Origin of the sequence: Ensifer sp. NM-2 (assembly GCF_003024455.1) — a bacterium.
Taxonomy (GTDB): Bacteria; Pseudomonadota; Alphaproteobacteria; order Rhizobiales; family Rhizobiaceae; genus Ensifer; species Ensifer canadensis.
On sequence record NZ_PVZR01000004.1, the window covers coordinates 391929 to 414287 of the forward strand.

At 59.5% G+C, this 22359-nt stretch carries 26 protein-coding genes and 1 pseudogene; 12 read left to right on the top strand and 15 right to left on the bottom strand.

All coding sequences use genetic code 11. From position 1 onward, the window contains the following. Positions 1-29: 29 nt before the first annotated feature. Complete coding sequence (locus C6558_RS11295; RefSeq protein WP_025428752.1) at positions 30-425, bottom strand: MarR family winged helix-turn-helix transcriptional regulator; 396 nt, start codon at positions 423-425, stop codon at positions 30-32. Between the two features lie 239 nt (positions 426-664). On the opposite strand from C6558_RS11295, the gene C6558_RS11300 reads away from it, so the two are divergent. Next, positions 665-901 carry a DUF6500 family protein gene (locus C6558_RS11300; RefSeq protein ID WP_057208094.1) on the top strand — a complete coding sequence of 79 codons (237 nt, stop codon included), beginning with the start codon at positions 665-667 and terminating at the stop codon, positions 899-901. 127 nt (positions 902-1028) lie between these two features. On the opposite strand, the gene C6558_RS11305 is transcribed toward C6558_RS11300, so the two are convergent. The 7 genes from C6558_RS11305 to C6558_RS11335 all read right to left on the bottom strand — a co-directional run bounded on the left by C6558_RS11305 (position 1029) and on the right by C6558_RS11335 (position 6246). Further along, positions 1029-2015: a TerC family protein gene (locus C6558_RS11305; protein WP_084814740.1), complete on the bottom strand. Its 987-nt coding sequence runs from the start codon at positions 2013-2015 to the stop codon at positions 1029-1031. A 326-nt stretch (positions 2016-2341) separates the two neighbouring features. After that, the gene (locus C6558_RS11310) at positions 2342-3235 is read right to left on the bottom strand and encodes an SDR family NAD(P)-dependent oxidoreductase (protein ID WP_057208021.1); all 894 of its coding nucleotides are present in this window, start codon (positions 3233-3235) and stop codon (positions 2342-2344) included. Continuing rightward, complete coding sequence (locus C6558_RS11315) at positions 3232-4017, bottom strand: hypothetical protein (protein ID WP_057208092.1); 786 nt, start codon at positions 4015-4017, stop codon at positions 3232-3234. Before C6558_RS11315 ends, C6558_RS11310 begins: the two co-directional genes overlap by 4 nt. A 10-nt stretch (positions 4018-4027) precedes the next feature. Then, positions 4028-4615 (bottom strand): protein-S-isoprenylcysteine O-methyltransferase, encoded by a 588-nt coding sequence (locus C6558_RS11320; protein ID WP_025428757.1) that lies wholly within the window; start codon positions 4613-4615, stop codon positions 4028-4030. Positions 4616-4687: 72 nt separating this feature from the next. Then, positions 4688-5272 carry a hypothetical protein gene (locus C6558_RS11325; RefSeq protein ID WP_084814739.1) on the bottom strand — a complete coding sequence of 195 codons (585 nt, stop codon included), beginning with the start codon at positions 5270-5272 and terminating at the stop codon, positions 4688-4690. A gap of 126 nt (positions 5273-5398) precedes the next feature. Beyond that, on the bottom strand, positions 5399-5533 hold the full coding sequence (locus tag C6558_RS11330) for a hypothetical protein (protein ID WP_025428759.1): 135 nt from the start codon (positions 5531-5533) through the stop codon (positions 5399-5401). A 122-nt stretch (positions 5534-5655) separates the two neighbouring features. Further along, positions 5656-6246: a L,D-transpeptidase gene (locus C6558_RS11335; RefSeq protein WP_025428760.1), complete on the bottom strand. Its 591-nt coding sequence runs from the start codon at positions 6244-6246 to the stop codon at positions 5656-5658. A 234-nt stretch (positions 6247-6480) separates the two neighbouring features. Between C6558_RS11335 and C6558_RS11340 the strand changes: the two genes are divergently transcribed. Then, positions 6481-7236 (top strand): SDR family NAD(P)-dependent oxidoreductase, encoded by a 756-nt coding sequence (locus C6558_RS11340; protein WP_084814738.1) that lies wholly within the window; start codon positions 6481-6483, stop codon positions 7234-7236. Between the two features lie 175 nt (positions 7237-7411). Here the strand turns inward: C6558_RS11340 and C6558_RS11350 are convergent, their stop codons facing one another. Next, entirely contained in the window at positions 7412-8584 is a 1173-nt protein-coding gene (locus tag C6558_RS11350) for an MFS transporter (protein WP_084814746.1), read from the bottom strand. Positions 8585-8632: 48 nt separating this feature from the next. Here C6558_RS11350 and C6558_RS11355 point away from each other — a divergent pair, with 48 nt between their 5' ends. Then, positions 8633-9205, top strand: a complete 573-nt coding sequence (locus tag C6558_RS11355) for an Lrp/AsnC family transcriptional regulator (RefSeq protein WP_057214751.1) — start codon at positions 8633-8635, stop codon at positions 9203-9205. Between the two features lie 330 nt (positions 9206-9535). Beyond that, on the top strand, positions 9536-9961 hold the full coding sequence (locus tag C6558_RS11365; protein ID WP_084814736.1) for a DUF4168 domain-containing protein: 426 nt from the start codon (positions 9536-9538) through the stop codon (positions 9959-9961). A 184-nt stretch (positions 9962-10145) separates the two neighbouring features. On the opposite strand, the pseudogene C6558_RS40640 reads toward C6558_RS11365, so the two are convergent. Continuing rightward, positions 10146-10268, bottom strand: a pseudogene (locus tag C6558_RS40640) (7-alpha-hydroxysteroid dehydrogenase); the annotation flags it as partial. A gap of 128 nt (positions 10269-10396) precedes the next feature. Beyond that, a complete protein-coding gene (locus C6558_RS11375) occupies positions 10397-11350 on the bottom strand; it encodes a LysR family transcriptional regulator (RefSeq protein ID WP_084814734.1) in 954 nt (317 codons plus the stop codon). Positions 11351-11824: 474 nt separating this feature from the next. Between C6558_RS11375 and C6558_RS11380 the strand changes: the two genes are divergently transcribed. Then, entirely contained in the window at positions 11825-12667 is an 843-nt protein-coding gene (locus tag C6558_RS11380; protein ID WP_158268926.1) for a cytochrome P450, read from the top strand. Positions 12668-12724: 57 nt separating this feature from the next. Here C6558_RS11380 and C6558_RS11385 read toward each other — a convergent pair whose 3' ends face one another. Both C6558_RS11385 and C6558_RS11390 read right to left on the bottom strand, forming a co-directional pair. Beyond that, positions 12725-13504 carry an FkbM family methyltransferase gene (locus C6558_RS11385; protein ID WP_025428767.1) on the bottom strand — a complete coding sequence of 260 codons (780 nt, stop codon included), beginning with the start codon at positions 13502-13504 and terminating at the stop codon, positions 12725-12727. Between the two features lie 180 nt (positions 13505-13684). After that, the gene (locus C6558_RS11390) at positions 13685-13975 is read right to left on the bottom strand and encodes a BON domain-containing protein (protein ID WP_057208004.1); all 291 of its coding nucleotides are present in this window, start codon (positions 13973-13975) and stop codon (positions 13685-13687) included. A 272-nt stretch (positions 13976-14247) separates the two neighbouring features. Between C6558_RS11390 and C6558_RS11395 the strand changes: the two genes are divergently transcribed. From C6558_RS11395 to C6558_RS11430, 7 genes are all read left to right on the top strand, one after another. Beyond that, positions 14248-14748 carry an invasion associated locus B family protein gene (locus C6558_RS11395; RefSeq protein ID WP_084814732.1) on the top strand — a complete coding sequence of 167 codons (501 nt, stop codon included), beginning with the start codon at positions 14248-14250 and terminating at the stop codon, positions 14746-14748. A 37-nt stretch (positions 14749-14785) separates the two neighbouring features. Continuing rightward, positions 14786-15241, top strand: coding sequence for an SH3 domain-containing protein (locus C6558_RS41550; RefSeq protein WP_107027274.1), 456 nt, complete (start codon positions 14786-14788; stop codon positions 15239-15241). 320 nt (positions 15242-15561) lie between these two features. Continuing rightward, positions 15562-16794 carry a glycine betaine/L-proline ABC transporter ATP-binding protein ProV gene (gene proV, locus C6558_RS11410; protein ID WP_084814729.1) on the top strand — a complete coding sequence of 411 codons (1233 nt, stop codon included), beginning with the start codon at positions 15562-15564 and terminating at the stop codon, positions 16792-16794. A 26-nt stretch (positions 16795-16820) separates the two neighbouring features. Continuing rightward, the gene (locus C6558_RS11415) at positions 16821-17699 is read left to right on the top strand and encodes a proline/glycine betaine ABC transporter permease (RefSeq protein ID WP_057207997.1); all 879 of its coding nucleotides are present in this window, start codon (positions 16821-16823) and stop codon (positions 17697-17699) included. A gap of 65 nt (positions 17700-17764) precedes the next feature. Beyond that, positions 17765-18631 (top strand): glycine betaine ABC transporter substrate-binding protein, encoded by an 867-nt coding sequence (locus C6558_RS11420; protein WP_057207995.1) that lies wholly within the window; start codon positions 17765-17767, stop codon positions 18629-18631. Between the two features lie 84 nt (positions 18632-18715). Next, positions 18716-18970 carry a helix-turn-helix domain-containing protein gene (locus C6558_RS11425; RefSeq protein ID WP_057207993.1) on the top strand — a complete coding sequence of 85 codons (255 nt, stop codon included), beginning with the start codon at positions 18716-18718 and terminating at the stop codon, positions 18968-18970. Between the two features lie 135 nt (positions 18971-19105). After that, the gene (locus tag C6558_RS11430; protein WP_057207991.1) at positions 19106-19993 is read left to right on the top strand and encodes an aldo/keto reductase family oxidoreductase; all 888 of its coding nucleotides are present in this window, start codon (positions 19106-19108) and stop codon (positions 19991-19993) included. A 40-nt stretch (positions 19994-20033) separates the two neighbouring features. Here the strand turns inward: C6558_RS11430 and C6558_RS11435 are convergent, their stop codons facing one another. Together C6558_RS11435 and C6558_RS11440 are read right to left on the bottom strand one after the other, a co-directional pair. Beyond that, positions 20034-20759 carry a glutathione S-transferase gene (locus C6558_RS11435; protein ID WP_057225293.1) on the bottom strand — a complete coding sequence of 242 codons (726 nt, stop codon included), beginning with the start codon at positions 20757-20759 and terminating at the stop codon, positions 20034-20036. A gap of 164 nt (positions 20760-20923) precedes the next feature. After that, positions 20924-22039 carry a Glu/Leu/Phe/Val dehydrogenase gene (locus tag C6558_RS11440; protein WP_082523632.1) on the bottom strand — a complete coding sequence of 372 codons (1116 nt, stop codon included), beginning with the start codon at positions 22037-22039 and terminating at the stop codon, positions 20924-20926. Positions 22040-22359: the final 320 nt, after the last annotated feature.

The following is a 22359-nucleotide window of genomic DNA, read 5'->3' on the forward strand; positions in this document are numbered from 1 at the left end:
CCTTCCATCGATCGATTGTGTTGATTTGACTAGAGAGCCTGCAGCAGGGCCGTCAGTTGGGCCGACGCTTCATCCCCGAGCTTGGCCTCGATTGCCGTCTGCACGCCGTCCCAGAGAGGAGCCCCGTCACGCAGGACTTGCCGCCCCTTCTCGGACAATTCGACAGCCGACTCCCTTTGATCCTGCCCGCTCACCATTACGACCAGCGCCATTTTTTCAAGGACCTTGACGTTCCGGCTGACCGTCGAACGGTCGAGTTCCGTGCGCTGGCCGAGATCCGTCAGAGAGATGGGCTCCGCCCGCTGGATGTTTCGCAGCAGACTGAACTGCGCGAGATTGACGCCAATAGGCGCAAGCGCGTCGTCATAGAGCGACGTCACTCGTCTCGAGGCTTTGCGCAGGAGGATGCAATAACAATAGGACATATTGCGTGTATATACACGCAATATTCTGGCGTCAAGCCCTGCGTGCGATGGCACATCCAAGGGTGCGGCAACGGCCGGTCAATCAGACAATCACCCGATGAATCGTGACCGCCCTGTCAAGGATTGCGCAGCCCGACCGGCTGCGGCTAAGACCTCGTCTTGAAAAGAGCCCTTTGAGCGGGCAGGGCGAAGCCGACCCCTTCACCAGAGACAATCAGCAAACGCATTGGAGCCGGATCATGAGAACCGCCTTGCAACGGAAGATATTGGAAGTTTGCGATCGGAAGATCGCTGAAAAGGGACCCGGGGTGGGCCTCTCGTTCTATGCCTTCTTTGCCAACAAAAACGAAGACCCAGAGCTTTTGATGGAGGCGGCCGAATGGTGGATCAGGACCCATCGGCTCGACCATTTCGAGAAAGCCGTGAAGATCCGCGCGATGGTCGCCGCTTTGGGCGAGCAGACGCCGATCCGATAAACGCGAACCGCGGGCGTTCTTTCGAGCACCCGCGGCTTAGCTGATTGTCACTGAAATGGATTGGCTGCCCTCTTGGGCAGCCTCCGGGCGTATCGCCTCGTCTTGACGGAGGTCGCTTTGCCGAGACTTACTCGGCCGGTATCGCCTCCCCGCGCGTCTTGACCAGGCTCCAGATCACGCCGCTTGCGATGATCGCAAAGGTGATGCCAAGCGACAGCGCCGCCGGGAATTTCTCCAGGCCCAGCAGATCGGCAACGAAGATCTTCGAACCGATGAAGATCAGAACCACGGCCAGAGCCGGCTTCAGATAGCGGAAGCGGTGGATCATCGCTGCCAGTGCGAAGTAGAGCGCCCGCAGGCCGAGAATGGCGAAGATGTTGGACGTATAGACCAGGAACGGATCGGTGGTGATGGCGAAGATCGCCGGTACCGAATCGACGGCGAAGATAACGTCAGCCACCTCGATAAGCACGAGGGCCATGAACAGCGGCGTGATGAACCAGATCAGCTTGCCGCTCTTCGGATCTGCCCGCTTGACGAAGAAATGTTCGCCGTGATGGGTCTCCGTTACATTGAAACGGTTCCGCATGAAGCGCACCAACGCGTTGTTGGAGATGTCGGGCTCGGCTTCTTTCATGAACAGCATCTTCAAGCCGGTAACGACGAGGAAGGCAGCGAAGATGTAGAGTAGCCACGAGAATTCAGCGACAAGCGTCGCACCGACGCCGATCATGATGGCGCGCAGGACGATGACGCCGAGGATGCCCCAAAAAAGCACCCGATGCTGGTAGAGACGCGGGACGGCAAAGAATGAGAAAATGAGGGCGATGACGAACACGTTGTCGAGCGCGAGCGTCTTTTCGACGACGAAGCCGGTCATGTAGGCAAGGCCGGCGTCGGCGCCCAGATACCACCAGACCCAGCCGCCGAAAGCGAGGCCAAGCGAGATGTAGAGCGCTGAGAGCTTGATGCTCTCGCCGACCTCGATTTCCTTGTTATCGTTGTGCAGCACGCCAAGGTCGAAGGACAGGATAGCGATGACCAGCGTGATGAAGCTGAGCCACATCCAGATTGGCGTACCCAGCCAATCGATAAACAAAAGGGAAGTATCCACGGAATAGAGCTCCGCCGGCGCAGATGTCGGATAAGGTCCGACATCGCAAGAGCGCCGGAAGCTCTCGCCAGAGGGGCCCGGACCAGCGGGTTGTCCGGCAGATGGGAGGGCGCTGGCTGGCCTTCAAGTGTCTGACACTGCTTTTTTGGTACACGCGTCGACGGGATCCTCCGACATCACCAGTCACTCCGCCATCATCGACCACATCCAATTTTTGAGGCGTTTGACGCAGGTGCCATGGAGCGCATTCGCAAACGGCACCCCTCACATTGGTTGCGGTATCCGGAGGCGATCCGAAGGCGCATTTTTCGACGGTGTCAAACCGATCAGCGGTTTAGAGGGGTGTTTTGCCGCAAGGCATCCCGACGCGAACGGGCGCCACAGCAATCCTTGAATTTTATGCCGGAGCCGCAAGGGCAGGGATCATTGCTGCGACGTTGCAATCGGCCGATCAATGGCAACATGACTGCGGATGGCAGCCACGCTGCGGCAAACGCCGCAAGTTTGGCGGAGATTCCCGGCACGACGAGACGCCGCCCCGACTTGAACCCGCGCCAAGCGCGCTCGGCGACATAGTCGGCATCAAGCTTCGGCAGGACCTTGAAAAGCGGCACGCGATCGGCGCCGGATCGCTGCAGGAATTCGGTCGATACCGGACCGGGAGCAACGCATGTCACCGTGACGCCGGTACGGCGTAATTCCTGGTGAAGGGCCTCGGAAAAGGAGCGCACGTAGCTCTTGCTTGCGTAGTAAAGCGCCATGTTAGGGCCGGGCATGAAGCCGGCAATGGAGCCGAGGTTGAGGACGCCGCCGCGACCGCGCGCCACCATCCCCGGCAGGAAATGAAGAGACAAGTCGGTAAGCGCGCGGATGTTGAGGTCGATGATCCCCAACTGATCTTGGACGGGGAGTGTTGTTGCCGCCCCCCGCAAACCGTAGCCGGCGCTGTTGACGAGGACGTCGCAGCAAAGGTTGTTTGCCGTGAGGAAATCCTCCAGGCGCGCCGCCGTATCGGCCGAAAACAGGTCGAGGTCCAGCACGAATGCTTCGCCGCCGGCCTCTCCAATCTCGCTCGCCACTGCGACCAGATCTTTGTGGGATCTCGCGACAAGTACGACGGGTGCTTTTTCTCGCGCGGCAACTTTGGCGATCGCCCGACCAATACCGCGCGAGGCTCCAATGACCACGACCGCCGGTCGCAATTCGGCCTGTACCATCATGTGGTCTTCCGCGACAGCAAGGGCGTGTGAACGGCTTCGTCTTGAGAAAGACCCAACACTTCCTGGGCAACATCACCGTTCAGGATCGCTTCGAAGCGTTCCAGCGCGCGCGCGACATTGGCACCATCCATGACCCTGTGATCGTAGTGGATGCGTACGGTGACCGTGCCGTCCGCGGCGATGGGGCCGTAATTGAAGAGGGTGGTGAGGGGGGTCAGGGGATTGAGCGATTCCGCCCCGAGGCCCGAATAGACCGACAGTTGGAAGGTGCCGAAGTAGTGGGCGCGCCGCGAGCCGAGATTGAGCGCCAGCCACATGAGCAGCCAACGGAATGGGCCCGGCATGCGGGCAATCTTCAGCGCGCGCCGAAACTCCTTTATCTCCGCCACCGGGCGCGACCGCGCCGCATCGATCAGGGCGGCCAGTTCAGGGATCGGGAGGCGCTCCGGAGACTTGATCTTGCTGAGCAGGACCACCCGCTCGCCGTCATGCTCGCGTTCATGCGCAATGGACGCTACGCTTTCCGGGTATTCATAAAGCTGAGGTCGGGGGAGCTTGACGTATGCACGCCGGAACTCCGGCGTCTCCCGACAAAGAAGCGCGTATCCCTTCAAGAACAGCGCGGTCCAAGACGGCCTGCTGGTCTGGGCGATTCTCGCCCTTTGCAGCGGGTCGAGGTTCATTTGCCGCTGAACGGTAACGCGCGGCACCCCGATCGAAAACCGCATCAGGTCACAGACAAGGCGCCGTGGCACCGAAAGCTTGATGGCTCGGCCTCGCATCATGTCACCTTTAATAGAGATACGGGACGATTCGCTTGGTCCGCTGCATGTAGTCACGGTACTGCGGCCCGAAAATCTCCAGCATCATACGCTCTTCCTTGTCCACCCTTAGAAAAAAAAGCACCGCGAACCCGAGCAAGCCCGCCAGCCCTGCCACCCAATTGGAAAGCAGAAAGGCCTGACCGAGACCCATCAGCATGAAGGACGTATACATCGGGTGGCGAACAAAGGCGTACGGTCCGCCGGAGATCAGCTCGTGCTTGTCACGAATCTCCAACGTGATCGACCAGTTCCGACCGAGCTCCTTATGTGTCCGGCGAAAAACCCACAGGGCAAAGAAAAAAATGACTGCGCCTAGCACGATGGCCCACGGACGGGCCGAATAGTCGGCGGCCCCCGGCATTCCAGTGGCAACGTAGAAAGCTGGGATGATCGCCAGGCCAAGGAGGCCGGACGCAAGCCCGAACATGTCAACCGGCGAGCGGCGGGTGCTGACGACCTGCACGCGCTTTGCCCGGCGTTCGAACGGCACACGAATAAAGTACCAGGCGATGATGCCGACTACCCACACGATTTTGCCCAGAGCGGCGATCGATATGATCACTTCAAGTCACCGAAGCCTTTCTGCGATATACGATCGATTGGGCGCGAAACGCCGGACCGATCGCCTTTAGCCCGCGTTCATCTGCCGGAGTTTTGTAACGAACTGCTGCGGCCTTAGCCAGATGCTGGGCGTCTGATATCCCATGGAACGTGCGATATCTGCGACGAAGGCATTGCAGTTGTAAACCGACGCCTGCCAGAATCGCGATTTGGCTTTAAGTTTCCTGATATCGGCAACGGTCTTGTTGTACTCCGCTTCGGTCAGCATCACGCGCCAGCTTGCTGACCTGTATGCCTCCTCAAGATCACCGTCGCTGGCACCAGTTTCGGCCGGTACGGGCAAAAAGTGACCGAGGACATAGGGAGTTGCGCTGGTACTGGCCGGTGCAAGACCCGCGACTTCGGGATCAATCATCGCACCAGCCTGATCCGTGCGCCCGAAAATCACATAGGTATGGCCGTAGCTTAGGGCGTATCGGGATCTGAATTCGATAAAGTAACCGGCTTCCCGGGCTACGCCTGCGCTCACGGCAGGTGCGCCACTGGTACTCGAGACAAAACGCGGTTCGGGTTTTTTATCAGTTGATTCGCAGGCAGCCGTCGCAAACGCGAGCATTGCCACGAGTGTTAGTCGGCCAATCATATGCGGCATCACTGTGGAATATCTCCTGAACTCCGATGAGCACAGCCCGGCAGACATTGCAGCCTTAGGGCCGGCCCGACCGGTTGGGATGACGTGGGGAGGGCACTTGCCCTCCCCACCCATCAGAAGTTCAAGTTATTTATAGACCGGTGCCGGTTCGGCGGACTCGACCGGCGGCGGGGCTTTACCCTTGCCTTTGCCGATAGTATCGCAGCCACTCAGGCCGACGACGGAAAGCAAGGTAACGATCATGATTAGATTTCTGCTCATCAAGAAGTCCTCTCCTCTATGCGGAATGGGAATCAAAGGCAACGCTTATATTAATAGGGCGTTCTTCGCTCTCGCCTAGTGCAAAAAGAACACAATTTGCGTCGGCGAGCATAAAAGCTTGATCAGATGACCAGAACCTTGGCCCCAACGGGAGTTCGGTTGTACAGATCGACGATATCCTCATTGGTCAAGCGGACGCATCCGCTCGATACTGCCTGGCCTATCGTCCAGGGCTCGTTTGTTCCATGCAGCCGGAACATGGTATCCTGCCCGCCGCGATAGAGATAAAGAGCGGCTGCGCCAAGTGGATTATGGTTCCCACCGCTGACGCCTCCGGCATATTGCCGTAAATGCGGCTTGCGCTCCATCATGCTTTCGGTCGGCGTCCAGGACGGCCATTCGGCCTTGCGCCCGATTGACGCCGGGCCCTTGAGCGTGCGTCCATCTTCGCCGACAGCAACGCCGTAGCGGATGGCCCGACCACCGCCTTCAACCAGATATAGGTAGCGTTCCGTGGTGTCGACGACGATCGTCCCAGGGGGCTCACCTCCGTCATAAGCCACATCTCGACGCCGATAGCGGGAAGACGGGCCACCTCCGAAGGCAGAAAAGATGGGCTCGCCCAATCGTTGTGCCGTTGATGTGCATCCAGATGCCGTTAAAGCCAAACTGCCGAGCAGGATCGCCCGCCGGGTAACGCGGTTACTGTTCATATCCACCTACGAGTAATCGGTGAGCACTGTTTCGTCTTTAACACTCAAGCGTTCGTTGGCCAAGTCGCTATTCTTCGCTTTTCCGAGGAGAAAACTAGTAGTGCAGGAAGAGTAAAGGCCATTGCACTTCGCGTTTCGCAGGTGCAGGCTAACAAAGCACGCCACAATTGATGAACCTGCTTGCAGCTTGCGTCCGCCTCTGGTCGATTGGGCTCTTGAATAAGGATACACAGAATGGAGCTTGGCTTCGCCGGTAAAGTCGCGCTTGTAACCGGCGCAGGGTCTGGGATAGGTGCCGCGGTCGCCCGTCAGCTTGGCGCAGAGGGGGCGAAAGTCGTCGTAGCGGATATCAATGCCGATGCGGCGCGTGCGGTCGCCAACGAGATCTGTTCCTCTGGCGGGACGGCCTTCCCCGTGGAGGTCGATGTCGCCAAAGCCGGCGACGTGGCGAAGCTGGTCGAAACCGTTGTCCAGACACACGGGGGGCTGCATCTGGCGGTCAACAATGCCGGAGTCGACGGCATTCGAAGGGCGACGGCTGATTACCCGGTAGACGAGTGGGAAAGGTTGATCAGCGTCAATCTCAACGGCGTGTTCTATTGCATGAAGTACGAGATCGCCGCCATGGCGGCGCAGGGTGGTGGATCTATCGTCAACATGTCGTCGATTCTGGGCTCCGTCGGCCTGCCGACCGCATCGGCATACACCGCAGCCAAGCATGGGGTTGTCGGCCTGACGAAGGTCGCCGCGATCGAGTATGCAAAAAGGGGCGTACGAATCAATGCGGTCGGGCCGGGCATGATCGAAACGCCACTGCTATCCGAGCAGTCCGAGTTGACAAGCAACCGACGCTTGGAGGCGCTTCAGCCCATGGGTCGACGCGGCACGCCGGACGAAGTTGCAGCTCTTGTGTGTTTTCTCCTGTCCGAACAAGCGAGCTTCATCTCCGGTAGCTACCATCTGGTGGATGGCGCCTACACCGCGCATTAGACCAGGCGCCTCGGCAACCCATCCCGCCTATACGCTGATCGGCGTTCCAACTGGTCGAACGACGAGGGCCGCTAAAGCGCGTTGCGATCTCTCGGATTCGCTTGCTGCGCTCTAAGCTCTTGTTTTTGCGCATGTCGTAATCGCAAAACCGCTGTGCACTTTTGCGCGACATGCTCTAGCGCGGTGCAAGAGCCGCGCAAAGCGCTGCCGCAAGCATCAGACCGCCGGCGGCAACAGGGAGAGCAAAGAAGCTCGCCGCAGAATAGAGGTTGCCAAAGGCAAGTGTGCCGGCAAACAGGGCAAGATAGGTGACGCCACTGTTTAGTCCCATGATGGCGCCGCGCCGGGTGGGGCTGAGCGCCGTCAGCCGCATGATGAGCACATTGAGTCCGAGATGGTTGGCAAGTCCCCAGAAGAAGACGACCGCCAGCATGGCTTTGTAGGAACCGCTGGCTGCTGCCATCGCAACGTAGACTGCGGCGACAACGAGAAAAATGAGCGGCAGTAATTTCCCGGCACCGAGGCGATCGATCAGACGGTCGAGGAAGGCAGCACTTCCAAAACCGACTCCATAGAAGGCCGCAATGAAACCGTTGGCGCTGAGGGGCAGTTCCAAGGCGGCATGGAGATGATCGCCGATATAGGCATAGACGCCATAGAAGGCGGCCATGAAAGCGGCGCAGGCGGAAAGAAGTGGCACGGCCCCACGAACGCCGAGCGCCGTCAACGGCGACGAAGCCGCCGCTTGAGGCGCGTCCCGGACGACAGCCATCCGCACCGCAGCACATACGATAAGGGCGGCCGCGGCGACGACAAGGAAGGTCACGCGCCAGCCGGCGAAATCGGCAATAGCCGCCGACAACGGTACACCTGCGACCATGCTCAGCGTCCAGCCCGTCAACACCAGGCCGATGGTCTCGCTCTCGCGTCCCGCCGGCGCGACAATGGCTGCCAGCGTGTAGATGGCCGGCAGCGCGATGCCGGCGGCAATCCCGACCAGCAGTTGTGCTGTCACAAGGAAGGGGAGCGCCGGTGCGGCCGCGCTGGCGCCAAGCCCGATCGCAAGCAGAAGCAATGCGATCACAAGCATTCGGCTCGGGCCGTAGCGATCAATGAAACGTCCAAGGAAGATGGCGCTCGCCGCCGTACCGAGACCAAAAACCGCCGATGCCGTCATGACGGCCGGAGCGCCCACGTCAAGACTGCGTGCAACTTCTGGCGCAATCGGCCCCAGCGCCAGCGAGTTCGACCCGATGACGCCGATGCAGGTCGTTAACACGAAGGCAAACGGAGGGATGCGGGAGCGCTCGACTGATTTAGTGGAAATATGTTGATCTGCATTCGTCATGGAGCGATGATTGCAGAATGTCATTCTGCCACAAGAGGAAACATCAGAATGGACCAAAATACAGAAGAGGTTCGGCGCAAGCGTCATCCCGAACGTGATCTGGATGCGATGGACCGAAAGCTATTAGGCGCCTTGGTCGAGGACGCGACCATGAGCTACGCCGAACTCGGGGACCGTGTCGGACTATCACCACCGGCCGCGCACGAGCGCGTAAAGCGCCTGAGGCGCTCTGGCGCAATTCGTCGCGTGGCGGCGCTCATCGATCCCGAGGCCGTTGGCAAGACCCTGCTTGCCTTCGTTCATGTCGACACCACCGGCTGGGGCAAGACCCCAGCATTGCTTGCTATTGAAGAACATCCCGAAGTGGAGGAGGTGCATTCGGTGGCGGGGGACACCTGCATGCTCCTTAAGGTGCGCACGGAGAGCACGCATGCGCTGGAAGGACTGCTGGCGCGCCTGTATGACACGCCTGGCGTCAAGGCGACCCGGAGCTATGTCGTTCTTTCGACCTATCTGGAGCGGCCGGTGCAGCCGGGCGTGACGAGCGAATGGCCGGCACTTGCCAAGAACGTCGAGTTTGGTACCGCTGCGTTCAACGACCATCGCGGACGCGGCAGATGACGCTATTCGACCTTGGCGTCCGCAAACGGTGCGCTTTGGACATTCGATATCCGTAGCGTACCGGCTCGCCAACAAAGGCGGCGGCCGACGATCGCATTGCAGTTAAGAGCCAGCCGCGCAGCAAGATTTCCGCAGGGCGACAGGGCCGCGGTGGCGTTTTCGGCGCTCGGTGAAAGCCACAAAGCTGCCGTTCAATGGTCAGCAAATTGCCCTGTCGCTGCCCCACCTGGCCCTTTCGAGGGTTTCATTGTCCAGACCACGCCCCGCATTCATCCGGTTTGGGGGCGAATGAGCAAGGCGCTGTATTGCTGCCTGGCACGTTATAGAGGAATGGACATGATCAATCGTTACGCACTCATTGCATCGCTGACCGCCACACTTGTCAGTTTCACGGCCTTCAGTCCGGCGTCTGCCTTGGAAATGGCCCAGGCACAAGAGACGCAGCCGACCCAGGGCCAGGCCGGCAAGGGCACGGATGCCATCAGCGATCAGAAGATCCAGGCATTTGCAGTCGCTTACCTTCAGGTCGACAAGGTCCGGCAGGCGTATTCCGCGAAGATAGAAGCAACAACGGACGCAGCGGCAAAGGAGAAGCTGCAGACTGAAGCCAGCAAGCAGATGGTGGAGGCTGTGGAATCCTCGTCCGCTATTTCGGTGGAGGAATACTCTTCTATCCTGACAGCCGCCCAAAACGACCCGGCTCTGGCCAAGAAGGTTCAGGAAAAAATTCAAACCACGCCCCCAGCCCAACAGTAAGCTGAGCGCGCCGGGCGTAAGATCGCGTGAGATTGCCGCTGCTGCGAACCGTCGAAATTCGGTCTTGCTGCCTATGGGCAAAAGATGTCAGTGCCCGCCGGTCGGCGGGGACTGCCGTCCGCCGATCCGGCAAGCGGCGATTGGCAAGGAACAGGTCGCCATGGCTCCAAGGCCACGGCAGCTCGATGTGATTGACCGCACGGAGGTCGTTACCCGCCATCGATGCGATAGCGAGTATGGCGCCACCACCGGCCTTTTCCATCTCCGGCGTTGCGATCTGCGCGAGCCGGAATAGCGAAACCACATTGAATGCATCAGGAAGTGGCCGCCCGCTGCGAAGGTGTCTTGTGCTGTCACCAGCTTTTTCCGCAATGCTAAGCTGGACCGTCTACAGCCTCACGTGCTTGTATAGGACCTGCCCAACCGGATTGTGTCTTACGAAGACTCAAGTCTCCCGCCCTGTGGTTGCAGGTCAGCGTTGCCCGTGAAACTGGGAGATGTTCGCAGAAGTTCCAGCAGGCGAAGCGTGGCGGGGCTGAGATAACCGCCACGACGCGTGACCGTGTAAATTGGGTTTGCGACGATCAGGTCTGCAACCCCGACCGTGGCGAGTGAACCTCCGCGCCTTTCCTCATCGATCGCGCTTTCCGGCAGTAACGCAATGCCGAGGCCGGCCTCGACCAGGCGTTTCATCGCATTGAGGCTGTCTATGGCCGACCAGCGGATTTCGGCGACGCCGCGCGCCTGAAACTGGGCAAAGATGTTGTCGGCGAACGTTTCGCGCTGATCGTAAGAATTGCGGAAAGCGAACCAGGTCTCATGGCGCAGCTCAGTCAGAGATTTGATTTCCTTGCCAGCCAGGGGATGGTCGGCGTGACAGATGACGGCCATGGGTTCCGAGGCGACATGCTCGCAGATGAGATCCGGTGCGATGTCGAGGAGATAGCGCAGACCAATCGCAGCTTCACCCCGCCGAACCAGCTCGCTGACTTCGGCGCTGGTTGCGGTGCTGATCGCAAGTTCGATCCCGGGATGCTCGGCCGTGAAGTGTTTGAGAACCACGGTCAGGTTCGTGCCGGCGAGTGTGCCAACAGCGACGATCGCGACACGCCCCACGACGTTCGTTTGCATGGCTTTGATTGCACTCGAGGCATCGCCGAGCGCAGCAAGTACGCGCTCTGCATGTGGGAGCAGGGTGCGGCCCGCTTCGCTCAACACAATGCCACCGGCGGCACGCTCGAAAACCGGCACGCCCAGTTCCTCTTCGAGCAGGGCAATGCGCCGGCTGATGGCGGGCTGGGAGCGGCCGAGAATGTCAGCGGCGCGCGAGAACCCGTTGGCCTGGTGGATGGTCACGAATGTGAGCAGTGCTTCGCTGTCCATGGCCATGCATAAAGCTGATCAGTATCAGAAATACTATAACTTGGACAAATGCAAAGGCAAGGGACATTAAGGGACAAGGCGGCTCATTGGCCCGAACGCAGGAGTATTGCCATGAACACAATCATACTGTCCCCCGACGAACCCGCGCATGTTCGTGCTGCGCCATCTCATCGTGACCCTTCCGCCTATTATAGCCGTCTGGCACAAGAGCAGCCGTTCTTTCATGACGAGGCAAATGGCTGGTGGGTGGCTGCGAGCGCGGCAGCAGTCAAGGAGGTTCTGACGAGTAAGATCTGTCTCACGCGCCCCTTGAGCGAACCGATTCCCGAGGCCTTGCTGGGTGGCGCGGCCGGCCAGATATTCGGGCGCTTGGTGCGTCTGCGCGATGACGACGCCGGTGACAAGTTGAGGCTGGCGGTCGCAAGCGCCTTGCGTAGCGTCGATCTCGGGCAGGTCGCTGTCGTTGCGCATCGGCGTGCCATGGAACTCGACGGTGACGCACAAGAGATGTTCAGCGTGGATAGAACGATGACGTTCATGTTTGCGTTGCCGGTGCAGGTCGTCGCGCAACTGCTTGGCATCCCCAAGGCCAGCTTCGGCGATGTGATGGCGTGGCTCGGCGATTATGGCGCCGCCGCTGCGGCCGCGGCAACCGGGATCCCCGCATTGACAGCAGAACTGCTCGCACGGGGCGACCACGGCGCCCAGGCGCTGTTCGAGCTCGTCATGAAGATCAGGCGCGACAGTCAACAGTGCGGTCCGTTGCTTCACGCCCTGGCAAACGAGGCAAGGCGGGTCGGGTGCGATGATGAAACTGATGTCGTCGTCAACGCCATCGGCTACCTGGTTCAGGGCTATGTGGCGATGGCGTCTCTGATCGGATCGACGCTCCTGGCGCTGGCGCGCCAACCGGCGCTGCGCACGCAGGTCGTCGCGGATCCGACATTGCTGCGACCGCTTATTCAGGAGGTTTTGCGGTGTGATCCCGTCACCAACAGCACTTTTCGCTTCATGGCGCGTGACGCAGAGATCGCAGGTCATATGGTGCGGCAGGGCGAGATGATCATCGTATTGCTGGCGGCGGCAAACCGGGACCCGGCGTTAAACCCGGATCCGGATCGTTTCGATATCACACGGGCGGACAGAAAGTTTCTTGAGTTCGGTGCCGGCGTGCATGCCTGTCCCGCAGAGAAATTCGCACCGCTGATCGTCGAGGTCGCTGTCGCTCATCTGCTCCGCCGCGGCTTGCCGTTCGAGCAACTCGAATCCTCGCTCACATACGCTGCTTCGGGGCACGTTCGCACACCCTTGTTCAAACGCTGAGTACGGAGTGGCGGTACCAACGAGGGCCGCTACTCCTGGGATGCTGTGGATGTCAGCTTAAGCCGTGAGATCGCGGCGCGGCCCGACCGTCGAACTGATGCCGACCGGAGCGAAGCGCAATTCGATATCGGGGAGGCGTGAGGTGTTTGCCGGCAGTTCGGGGCGTGTCTCGCCTGGTGCTGCCGGGTCCAGCAGATCATTCCTCACAAGGCACATTTCGATAACCAATGGATCGCCCTGATCGTCCGTGCCGCCAAAATTGTTCGGGTGAAGGAAAACGATCGAGAAATTCGACATTCCCTCCACAAACCTGCGGATTCGATCTTCGTGTATGTCGATATCGTGGAGTTCGATGACGACGCTGGTAAAGCGGTCCGAATATTTCACGATATCGTCCAGTATCCGGTACTCGGATCCCTCAATATCGATCTTGAGGAAAATATTGTCTTCGGAGAACTCCTTGAGCAGCCCCTTGACGCTAACTTCCCCCGGTTGATCATAGCCGATTCTGATGGGCTGGTGCTCGACGCCTGGCCGGCTGAAGAACCATCGATAATCCAGATATCGCGCCAGTCTGCCCCAGCGAAGCCGCAGAACCTGCTCGACATAATACCGCAGCCAGAACTTCCAAGTGACGGAATGGTCGAAGCAGACGATGCCAACGCCTGCGAGTTGCCGAAACTCCTTCTCGAACTGCCAATCGTCGTTCAGTCCCATGCTGATCAAGCGCTTTGAGGCAAGCACGGCGCGCTTCGGAACGACATAACCGCCGTCGCGTGCGGATCCCAGCCGGATCAGGCCACCGGATTCAATCGGCTTCCATGGTGCAGGCAGCATGACAGCTCTCCCTTTTCAACCCAGGAGTGCTAACATCACCGGCTTTCGATCGCGTTAATTCCAGGCGTTTGACGGCCATGTATGGCCGCACCCTTGCTGCGGAATGAACCTGCCGGGTGTCGTGATCAGCGCTAATCGTCGGGCGCAAAGATGCCGTGACCGATCCCGACGGTCACGTTTTCAAAGGTAACGGTCAATGTGCCACGCAAGCCGGTTTCTGATGGGTGAACCGGTAACTTCAGCAGCTATCTTCTGGGCTGCATCGCGCATCCGGACGGATGACACCACCCCATCCAGGTAGATGACACCGTGTTCGTGCGTTACCGAAATGTCGACGTCCGTCAACACGTCAGAGTAGGCGATGGCAGTCCTGACCGCCACGACCCCAGCAATGTCAATGGGTTGCAAAGAGAATTGTGAAGCGAACGTTAGGCCGAACATGGGCGCCCGTTCCAAACTTTGATCAAACATCTGTTCATCTCCCGTTCATGTTCGCGACTAACCGACCACATGTCGACCCCTCAAGTGAACACAATCCGGTCACGATATTTTTATCGAGGTCGCACGTTCAGTCAGGCGAGGCACAAGCAGTGCATTGCGCGGGACTTGCGCCTGGTCGGCGGCAATGGGCATTTTTTCGGGTGCTTTTCGTTAACACTTTGACAACGATTGCGACCGCGAATGGCGCATCTTGTGTGCGGTCGAAACGCACTGCCTGATCCCTCCATGCCAAAGGAAACAAGATGAAATCCAGAGTTATTGCTGCTTGCGCTATCGTCCTTACCACGTACGCTTCAGCGCAGGCGCAACCCGTAAAGCTCAACTCCTTCGGCGCCTGGGGCGTGTATTCCTACGAAAATGAAGGGCGCGACACCTGCTACATTCTCTCGATCCCAACGACGATGAAACCTGATCACGTCGACCACGGCGACAACTTCTTCCTTGTCGCGCCGTCGCCGCGGCCGGCCACCGGATATGTGCCACAAGCCATCATGGGCTATGATCTCGAGGCCGGTTCCACCCTGACTGCCGCGGTGGGCGACAAGGCTTTCACGCTGGCACCGCAGGGCAGGGCCGCATGGACGCGACGCGAGGCCCGTGATGCCGAGCTCGTAGCCGCCATGAAGGCGGGCGCCACAATGACGCTGAATGCGCGCTCACGCCGCGGCACGGAAACGACCTATTCGTTTTCACTGAAAGGCATGACGGCAGCCCTCAAAGGTGCTGCCCGCTGCACACGATGAGTCCAGCGCCAGATGGCCTCGCTGATCATCTGGCTTTATGTCACGCCCGGTTTGCCGCTCGAGGGTTGTGGAAGAGTCCGGCAACTGGCGAATGATTCGCGACGCGGACGGCGCTATCGGCTGGATGTCGGCAGCGCTGCTCTCCGGTCAACGGATGGCCACCGTCGGAAACTGGCTGGATTCGAACGCAGCACTGAGAAGCGCGCCTGCAGCGACAGCCACGGAGCGCGCCAGCTTGCAAGGCGGCGTGCTGCTCAGGCTTGATCGTTGTGATGGAACCTGGTGCGAAGTGATGGTCAGGCGACACGGTCTCATTGGATATGTCAGGCGGGTGGATTATGGTGCGTCTACCGCAATGAGGTTGTCGGCTAGCCGTCAGCGGTTCCTTCTCGATGTCGCATATCACTCCGGAAAACCCTTTCAACCGGCGTCAAACCGAGCACGCGCATGCGCGCTTTTGCAGGGTGTTCGGGCGTCCACGGGACCTCGTTGAGTTTCTCAGGCGCACCCAGATTGCCAAAAAAATAGAATTTTCAATGGACATCCGGAACTCTGTGTCGTAATAAAGGCAATCCTTTGCGCCTCGGCCATCATTCGCCATTGTAGAAACGACAGTTTCTCCGCGCTCATCAACGCAGCATGTATTATTATAATAATGCTCATCTGACGATTGCCGAGGATTAACTTCACCATATTCCGCGCGATGGAATTGGTGCCTAAAGAAATCGTTTCCTTGAGCGGTATTTGCTTGAGGAATGCTGAAGATCACAAACAAGGAGAGTGCGTCAGCTATTGAGCAGGCGGCAATTTTTTATGGCTTTTACGATGGAACATGAGAACGGCACGTCCGAGAGTTCGACCAAGATAAGATTGAAGGACGTCTACAAGATTTTCGGGGAATACCCGGAAGATGCTCTGGAGCTCATTCGCTCCGCCAAGAGCAAGGCAGACATTCACCGAGCAACCGGTTGCTCCATTGGCGTCAACGACGCCAGCTTCGATATCAAGGCAGGCGAGATCTTCGTGATCATGGGCCTGTCCGGTTCCGGCAAATCCACGCTTCTGCGCCTGCTCAATCGGCTCATCGAGCCGACATCCGGTTCCATCGAGATCGACGGCCAAGACATCACGAAGATGTCGCGCAAGGCGCTGATCGAGCTCCGTCGCCGAGACATCAGCATGGTGTTCCAGTCCTTCGCGCTTCTCCCAAACCGCAATGTTCTAAACAACGCCGCCTTCGGGCTGGAAGTGGCAGGCGTCGGCGAAGCCGAGCGCAAGGCGAAGGCCATGGTGGCGCTGAAAGCCGTCGGGCTTGACGGTTATAGCGAAAGCCGCACTGACGAACTCTCCGGCGGCATGAAGCAGCGCGTCGGCCTTGCCCGGGCATTGGCAAGCGAACCGTCGATCCTGCTTATGGACGAAGCGTTTTCGGCGCTTGATCCGCTCATCCGCACGGAAATGCAGGACGAACTGGTTCGGCTGCAGTCCGAACACAGCCGAACGATCGTCTTCGTCAGCCATGATCTCGACGAGGCGATGCGCATCGGTGACCGTATCTGCATCATGCAGAACGGAAACGTCGTCCAGGTCGGCACACCTGACGAAATCGTCGGCAATCCCGCCAACGACTATGTTCGGTCGTTCTTCCGCAATGTCGACGTCTCGCAGGTTTTCAAGGCCGGCGACGTCGCGCGAAAGACCCAGATCACCATCATAGAGCGTCAGGGTGTTTCCGCCGCTGCCGCGCTGGAGCAGATGAAGAGCCGCGACAGGGAGTTCGCGATCATCGTCGGCCGCGACATGAAATACCATGGCATGGTCAGCCAGGCGTCATTGATGGAGAAGATCCGCTCCAAGGCGGAAGATCCATATCGCAAGGCTTTCCTTGCCGACGCAGCGCCGATCCTTGCCAGCGAACAGCTCTCGAGTGTCCTTGGGCAAGTGGCTGCAAGCGCATGGCCGGTTCCTGTTGTCGACGACCAAGACCGTTACATCGGCGCCATCAGCAAGTCGGCGCTGCTTGAGACGCTCGACCGCGCCAACTGAACCTCACCAGCCAATCGGATAAAATTATGAGCTTCGACATCGGAGACGGCATCGATTCGGCCGTCAATTACATCCTCGACAATTTTTCGCCCGCGCTCGACTTCATCGCTGCGTCGATCGGGTTCGTGACGAACGGATTGCAGAACGGTCTGCTCAGCATTCCCGCGCCGGTTGGTATAGCGATCTTCGCTCTTCTCGCCCTGTGGCGCGTCTCATTCGGCTTTGCGGTCTTTGCCGGATTGTCGCTTTCGCTGGTCGGGCAAATGGGACTGTGGGCAGCGATGATGGAGACGTTGTCTCTTGTCATTGCTTCGACTGTCATCGCGATGATCATCGGCTTGCCGCTCGGCGTCGCCATGGCGCGACGGGATTCCGTCGCCGCGGTCATCCGCCCGGGGCTCGATCTGATGCAGACGATGCCGGCCTTCGTCTACCTCATCCCGGCGGCGATGTTCTTTGGGCTCGGCGCGGTTCCTGGCACCATTGCGACCGTCATCTTTTCCATGCCCCCGGTCGTGCGTCTGACCAATCTCGGCATCCGGCAGGTGCATGTGGAGTTCGTCGAGGCAGGCAATGCCTTTGGCTGCACGCCGACCCAGCTTCTCCTCAAGGTCCAGCTACCCAACGCAATGCCGTCGATCATGGCGGGCATCAACCAGACGATCATGCTGTCGCTGTCGATGGTGGTCATCGCCTCGATGATCGGCGCGGGCGGCCTCGGTAACACGGTGCTGACGGGCATCCAGCGGCTCGATGTCGGCACCGGCTTCGAAGGCGGCCTGGCCGTGGTCATCCTCGCCGTCATTCTCGATCGCCTTACCCAGAGCCTTGGAAAGAAAGGCGCTTCCTGGCGCCTGCCGTTTGTGAAGTTCGCACAGCGCGAGCCCGAGGCCAAGACGGCCTGAGCGCAGCGTCTTCATCGGCGGGCGTTCCGCCCGCTGTCATTCGAAATGCATAGGAAGGATTGGATATGTTCAAGACAATCGCAACCATCGGCCTTGCGGCCATGTTTATTGGCGGGCCGGCAGGCGCAAGCTTCGCGCAGGAGACAAAGCCTGTGAAAATCGGCTGGGCAGCATGGTCGGATGCGGAATTCGTCACCAAGCTCGCGGCGAAAATCATCAAGGATGAACTCGGCCACGAGGTCGAGCTTGTCCAGACAGACGTCGCTCCGCTCTATCAAGGGGTCAGCCGTGGCGATCTCGATGCGATGATGATGGCATGGCTGCCGCAAACCCATGCCGATTACTACGGCAAGGTGAAGGACAAGGTCGAGACCCTCGGCACTGTCTATGAGGGCGCCAAACTCGGCTGGGTCGTCCCGGCCTACATTCCCGAAAGCGAACTCAACTCGATCGAGGATCTGCAGAAGCCCGAGATCAAGGAAAAGCTTACTTCGACGGTTCAGGGTATCGATCCGGGCGCCGGGCTGACGCGTCTCTCGGAAAAGGCGCTCAAGGATTATGGCCTCGACGGCTACAAGCTTCAGATCTCCAGCGAAGCCGGGATGCTGACGGCGTTGGATCGCGCAATCAGAACTGAAAAGTGGTTCGTCGCTACGTCCTGGAGCCCGCATTGGATGTTCGGCAAATACGAGCTTCGCTACATCGCCGATCCGAAGGGCTCGCTCGGTGAGGCCGAGCATGTCGACGTGCTGGCGCGCCAGGGGTTCAAGCAGGACAATCCTGATGTCGCCGCCTTCCTCTCCCGCATGAAACTGCCGATCGGCGATCTGGAGGCTGCGATGTTCCAGGCGCAGGAGACTTCCTATGAAGCTGCAGTCGAGAAATACATCGCCGATCACCCCGATCAGGTGAAGGCCTGGACCGGAAGGTAAGCCGGTCCACCCACGGGAGAAAGAGCCCGGCGTCAGCCAAATGCCGCCGGGCGACCGCTCACATCAGAATGGAAAGGGATACCGATGAACTTCAACAATTATGAAAACACGTTCTGCACCCAGGATGACACAATCGGCGGACGTATGTCGCTTGCGCGCGATGCGCTTGACGTTTCGGCACAAAAGGCCGCCAGGATCGTCGGCGTCGAGACGAGCACGTGGTTCAACTGGGAAAACGATCGAGATGCCCCACGTGCCAATCGCCTGGCGATGATCGCCGGCGTCTTGAGCGTAAGCCTCTCGTGGCTGTTGACGGGACGGGGGCAGGGGCCGCGCTGAAAACAAAATTTAGCGCGCTCACTGGCGCTGCACGGAGGAAATGCGGATCGTCGACATTTACCGCCGCTGCCAAGTTGCTGAAATCAGCAACAGATTATAGCTTCGCGACACAGTGAGCCGACATGGAGAGTAACGATGGAGCGGATTGGAATTGCGGGAGACGTGGAGCTTTCGCGGATTGTCTACGGCATGTGGCGGCTGGCAGACGATCAGGACACGTCGATCGCTCACATCCGCTCAAAGATTGAAGCGTGTCTCGATCAGGGCGTGACCACGATGGATCACGCCGACATCTACGGCGGCTATATGGTCGAAGAACTCTTCGGCAAAGCGTTGCGTGGCAGCGGACTTCGTCAGCGCATCGAGATCGTCACCAAATGCGGCATCGTCTACCCTGCCGGCAGGCACAGCGCCGCGAAGGTCAAGCATTACGACACAAGCGCCCGCCATATCACTGCCTCGGTCGACGAATCGCTCCGACTGATGGCCACGGACTACATCGATCTTCTTCTCATTCACCGGCCTGACCCGTTCATGGATCACGTCGAAACGGGTGCTGCGCTCGACGCGCTGGTCAAGGATGGAAAGGTACGATCGGTCGGCGTCTCGAATTTTCGCCCATGGGATCAAAGCCTTTTACAGTCGGCGATGAGTACAAGGCTCGCGACCAACCAGATTGAACTCAGTCTGTTGGCAACGGCGCCCTTCACCAACGGGGATCTTGCTCATCTTCAGCAAATGTCGACCCCGCCGATGGCCTGGTCCCCGCTTGCAGGGGGTCGGTTGATGACGGAGAGCGGTGTGCTCGCCGAGAAGCTCGACCGTCTCGGCGCCGAGGCTGGCGTCGACCGGGCCGCCGTCGCGATTGCTTGGCTGCTTGCCCACCCAGCCCGAATTCTGCCTGTGCTTGGCACAAACAGCATCGATCGGATCCGCCGTTTTTCAGAGGCGCTTGCGGTTCGCATCGACAGGCAAACCTGGTTCGACCTCTACTCTGCGGCGACCGGAAATGACGTCCCATAGTCGCTCTGCACGCGACCGCAGTGTTGAAGGATCGCAGTGATCACGGATCGATATCGAGCGCGGGATATCTGCGGAAAATGCCGCTTTCGTTGAACGCCAATCGACGCGGCGACGCCAGATAGGAAGCAATAGCGGGACCGTCCTTCACCCGGTCGTGAAGCCGTGCGAGACCCGGATATCGGATGTCGTGGTGCTTCATTGCCTTGGGGAAGGCATAGACCAGCCCTTCGATCATCTGGAACATCGACAGGTCGACATAGCTAAGGCTGTCGCCGACAAGATGGCCGCCTTGTACCGGGTTTTGCTTCAACACGCGCTCGAAATAACCAAGGAATTTCGGCAGGCGGTTCATGACGAACTCCGACGCTCGCGCCTTTGCTTCTTCTTTCTGGTCTTCATAGTACTTGGAGGTCGCTATCGGGTGGTGCGTGTCGTGCACTTCGGCGACGAAATCAGTGATCGTCAATTGAAGTCCGTTGGCGAACCAGCGCGCGTCTTCGTCTCGCGGCGCAAGATCAAGCCGAGCGCCGAGATAGAGCAGGATGTTGGCAACATGGGAGACGAGCTGCCCGCCGTCTTTGAGAAAAGGAGGCGCGAAGGGAATATGCGCCTCCGACGAACTATCGATGAACTGCATCATCTCATCCGTCCCGCGGTCAGGCTCCCGCGTGACATCGACATAGTCGGCCCCGGCGTGCTCAAGTGCCAGCCGCACGAATTCTCCACGGCCCTGAATGCCATCCCAGTAGTAGAGTTCAAATGCCATGACATCCTCGCGGCGATTTGGGCCGACAACGTGCAGATCCGCTGTCAGGCCGACGTTGCGGCTGCCGCATCGGCCAACCCAAAACAATGGGCTCGCTGATGCGGCTGTGCGGGAACATTGAGCAGAAGTCTTCGCTTGTCCACCATCTTGTCGTCTGGGCAAACCTATTGTCTGGCAGTCTCGATGATCTCGCGGGCCATCGTTTCGGCCACGGCGTCGGTGGTCCGGCCCTCGTTCTCGGCGCGTTCGAAGATGCGGGTCAAGATCAAAGGGATCCGGTCGACGCGAACCATCACATCGTCGACGCCGTAGCGACCGCTGCCGATTTCGGCCGCGACGTTGATGACACCGCCGGCGTTGATGACATAGTCGGGCGCATAGAGGATGCCTCTTTCCCTGAGGCGCTCACCGTCCGCAGCGGTCGCGAGCTGGTTGTTTGCCGCTCCCGCAACGATCTTGGCTCGGAGCAACGGGATCGTCACGGCGGACAGAACGCCGCCCAACGCACAGGGCGCGAATATATCGACATCCGCTGCAATGATCGCCTGGCCCTCGACGACTGTCGCGCCAAGCTCTTGAGCGGCGCGTTCGGTGCGGGCTTGGTCGAGATCGGAAACCGTCAGCATGGCGCCTTCGGCGTGGAGCCTCTGGCAGAGCGCCCAACCGACAGACCCCAATCCCTGTACGGCAACGCGAATGCCTTTCAGGTTATCGCTACCGGTGCGATGGCGCAGTGCGGCCTTGAGGCCGAGGAACGTGCCCAATGCGGTAAAGGGCGATGGGTTGCCACTGCCGCCCTTGGTGGTGCCGCTGACGTTCGGCGTGCGCTCGGCAAGGAAGTCCGCGTCCGCAAGCGTCATACCGACATCTTCGGCCGTGATGTATTGGCCAACCAGCGCATTCAGCATCTCGGCATAGGCCGCGAGCATCGCCGGCGTTTTCTCTGTCTTCGGGTCGGCGATGATCACCGCCTTGCCGCCGCCCAGCGCCAGGCCGGCGATGGCGGACTTGAAGCTCATGCCGCGCGAAAGGCGCAGTGCATCGGTGACGCCGGCCTCGAAGCTGACATGCGGCCAGATGCGGGTTCCGCCCAAAGCCGGACCAAGGACCGTCGTGTGAACAGCCACGATTGCCTCAAGGCCGCGCTCGGTGTCGCGGCCCAGCCAAACCTGCTCGTGGGCGTCGAAGCCAGGCATACCTGATGCCTCGCTGGTGATGTCGGTAATATCAAGCGTGGTTGCGGAAGCGATTTCCTGCCGCGGATTCAGCCCATTTCGCATTGCCATTCCTCCCTGTGACCTGCCACAGTGAAGGTTAAACATTCTCAGCGATCTTTGGTTTCGAAGTCAGCACGCCACACGATGGCGCGTTGCGTGCGAGGAAATTTCCGCGCAACAAACGCAAAGCGCATTCGTTTGCAGGAGGGGATGGTTTCAACGAGTGCGCGCCTGTCAGCCGTACCGCCTCAATGCCAGTTGAACCGCCGCGCCATGGATCAACGCCGATGTGGCGGGACCACCTGACCCCGGAGCCGGACGGCCGTATTTTGGCTCGTGGTTCCCCGCCAGGCGAGCGCGCTCTCCCGGCGGGACCAGATAAC

Coding starts and splice junctions, on each gene's coding strand:
- C6558_RS11295 (WP_025428752.1), bottom strand. CDS start 425: ATGTCCTATTGTTATTGCATCCTCCTGCGCAAAGCCTCGAGACGAGTG.
- C6558_RS11300 (WP_057208094.1), top strand. CDS start 665: ATGAGAACCGCCTTGCAACGGAAGATATTGGAAGTTTGCGATCGGAAG.
- C6558_RS11310 (WP_057208021.1), bottom strand. CDS start 3,235: ATGATGGTACAGGCCGAATTGCGACCGGCGGTCGTGGTCATTGGAGCC.
- C6558_RS11315 (WP_057208092.1), bottom strand. CDS start 4,017: ATGCGAGGCCGAGCCATCAAGCTTTCGGTGCCACGGCGCCTTGTCTGT.
- C6558_RS11325 (WP_084814739.1), bottom strand. CDS start 5,272: ATGCCGCATATGATTGGCCGACTAACACTCGTGGCAATGCTCGCGTTT.
- C6558_RS11330 (WP_025428759.1), bottom strand. CDS start 5,533: ATGAGCAGAAATCTAATCATGATCGTTACCTTGCTTTCCGTCGTCGGC.
- C6558_RS11335 (WP_025428760.1), bottom strand. CDS start 6,246: ATGAACAGTAACCGCGTTACCCGGCGGGCGATCCTGCTCGGCAGTTTG.
- C6558_RS11340 (WP_084814738.1), top strand. CDS start 6,481: ATGGAGCTTGGCTTCGCCGGTAAAGTCGCGCTTGTAACCGGCGCAGGG.
- C6558_RS11350 (WP_084814746.1), bottom strand. CDS start 8,584: ATGACGAATGCAGATCAACATATTTCCACTAAATCAGTCGAGCGCTCC.
- C6558_RS11355 (WP_057214751.1), top strand. CDS start 8,633: ATGGACCAAAATACAGAAGAGGTTCGGCGCAAGCGTCATCCCGAACGT.
- C6558_RS11365 (WP_084814736.1), top strand. CDS start 9,536: ATGGACATGATCAATCGTTACGCACTCATTGCATCGCTGACCGCCACA.
- C6558_RS11375 (WP_084814734.1), bottom strand. CDS start 11,350: ATGGCCATGGACAGCGAAGCACTGCTCACATTCGTGACCATCCACCAG.
- C6558_RS11380 (WP_158268926.1), top strand. CDS start 11,825: ATGGAACTCGACGGTGACGCACAAGAGATGTTCAGCGTGGATAGAACG.
- C6558_RS11385 (WP_025428767.1), bottom strand. CDS start 13,504: ATGCTGCCTGCACCATGGAAGCCGATTGAATCCGGTGGCCTGATCCGG.
- C6558_RS11390 (WP_057208004.1), bottom strand. CDS start 13,975: ATGTTTGATCAAAGTTTGGAACGGGCGCCCATGTTCGGCCTAACGTTC.
- C6558_RS11395 (WP_084814732.1), top strand. CDS start 14,248: ATGAAATCCAGAGTTATTGCTGCTTGCGCTATCGTCCTTACCACGTAC.
- C6558_RS41550 (WP_107027274.1), top strand. CDS start 14,786: ATGTCACGCCCGGTTTGCCGCTCGAGGGTTGTGGAAGAGTCCGGCAAC.
- proV (WP_084814729.1), top strand. CDS start 15,562: ATGGCTTTTACGATGGAACATGAGAACGGCACGTCCGAGAGTTCGACC.
- C6558_RS11415 (WP_057207997.1), top strand. CDS start 16,821: ATGAGCTTCGACATCGGAGACGGCATCGATTCGGCCGTCAATTACATC.
- C6558_RS11420 (WP_057207995.1), top strand. CDS start 17,765: ATGTTCAAGACAATCGCAACCATCGGCCTTGCGGCCATGTTTATTGGC.
- C6558_RS11425 (WP_057207993.1), top strand. CDS start 18,716: ATGAACTTCAACAATTATGAAAACACGTTCTGCACCCAGGATGACACA.
- C6558_RS11430 (WP_057207991.1), top strand. CDS start 19,106: ATGGAGCGGATTGGAATTGCGGGAGACGTGGAGCTTTCGCGGATTGTC.
- C6558_RS11435 (WP_057225293.1), bottom strand. CDS start 20,759: ATGGCATTTGAACTCTACTACTGGGATGGCATTCAGGGCCGTGGAGAA.
- C6558_RS11440 (WP_082523632.1), bottom strand. CDS start 22,039: ATGCGAAATGGGCTGAATCCGCGGCAGGAAATCGCTTCCGCAACCACG.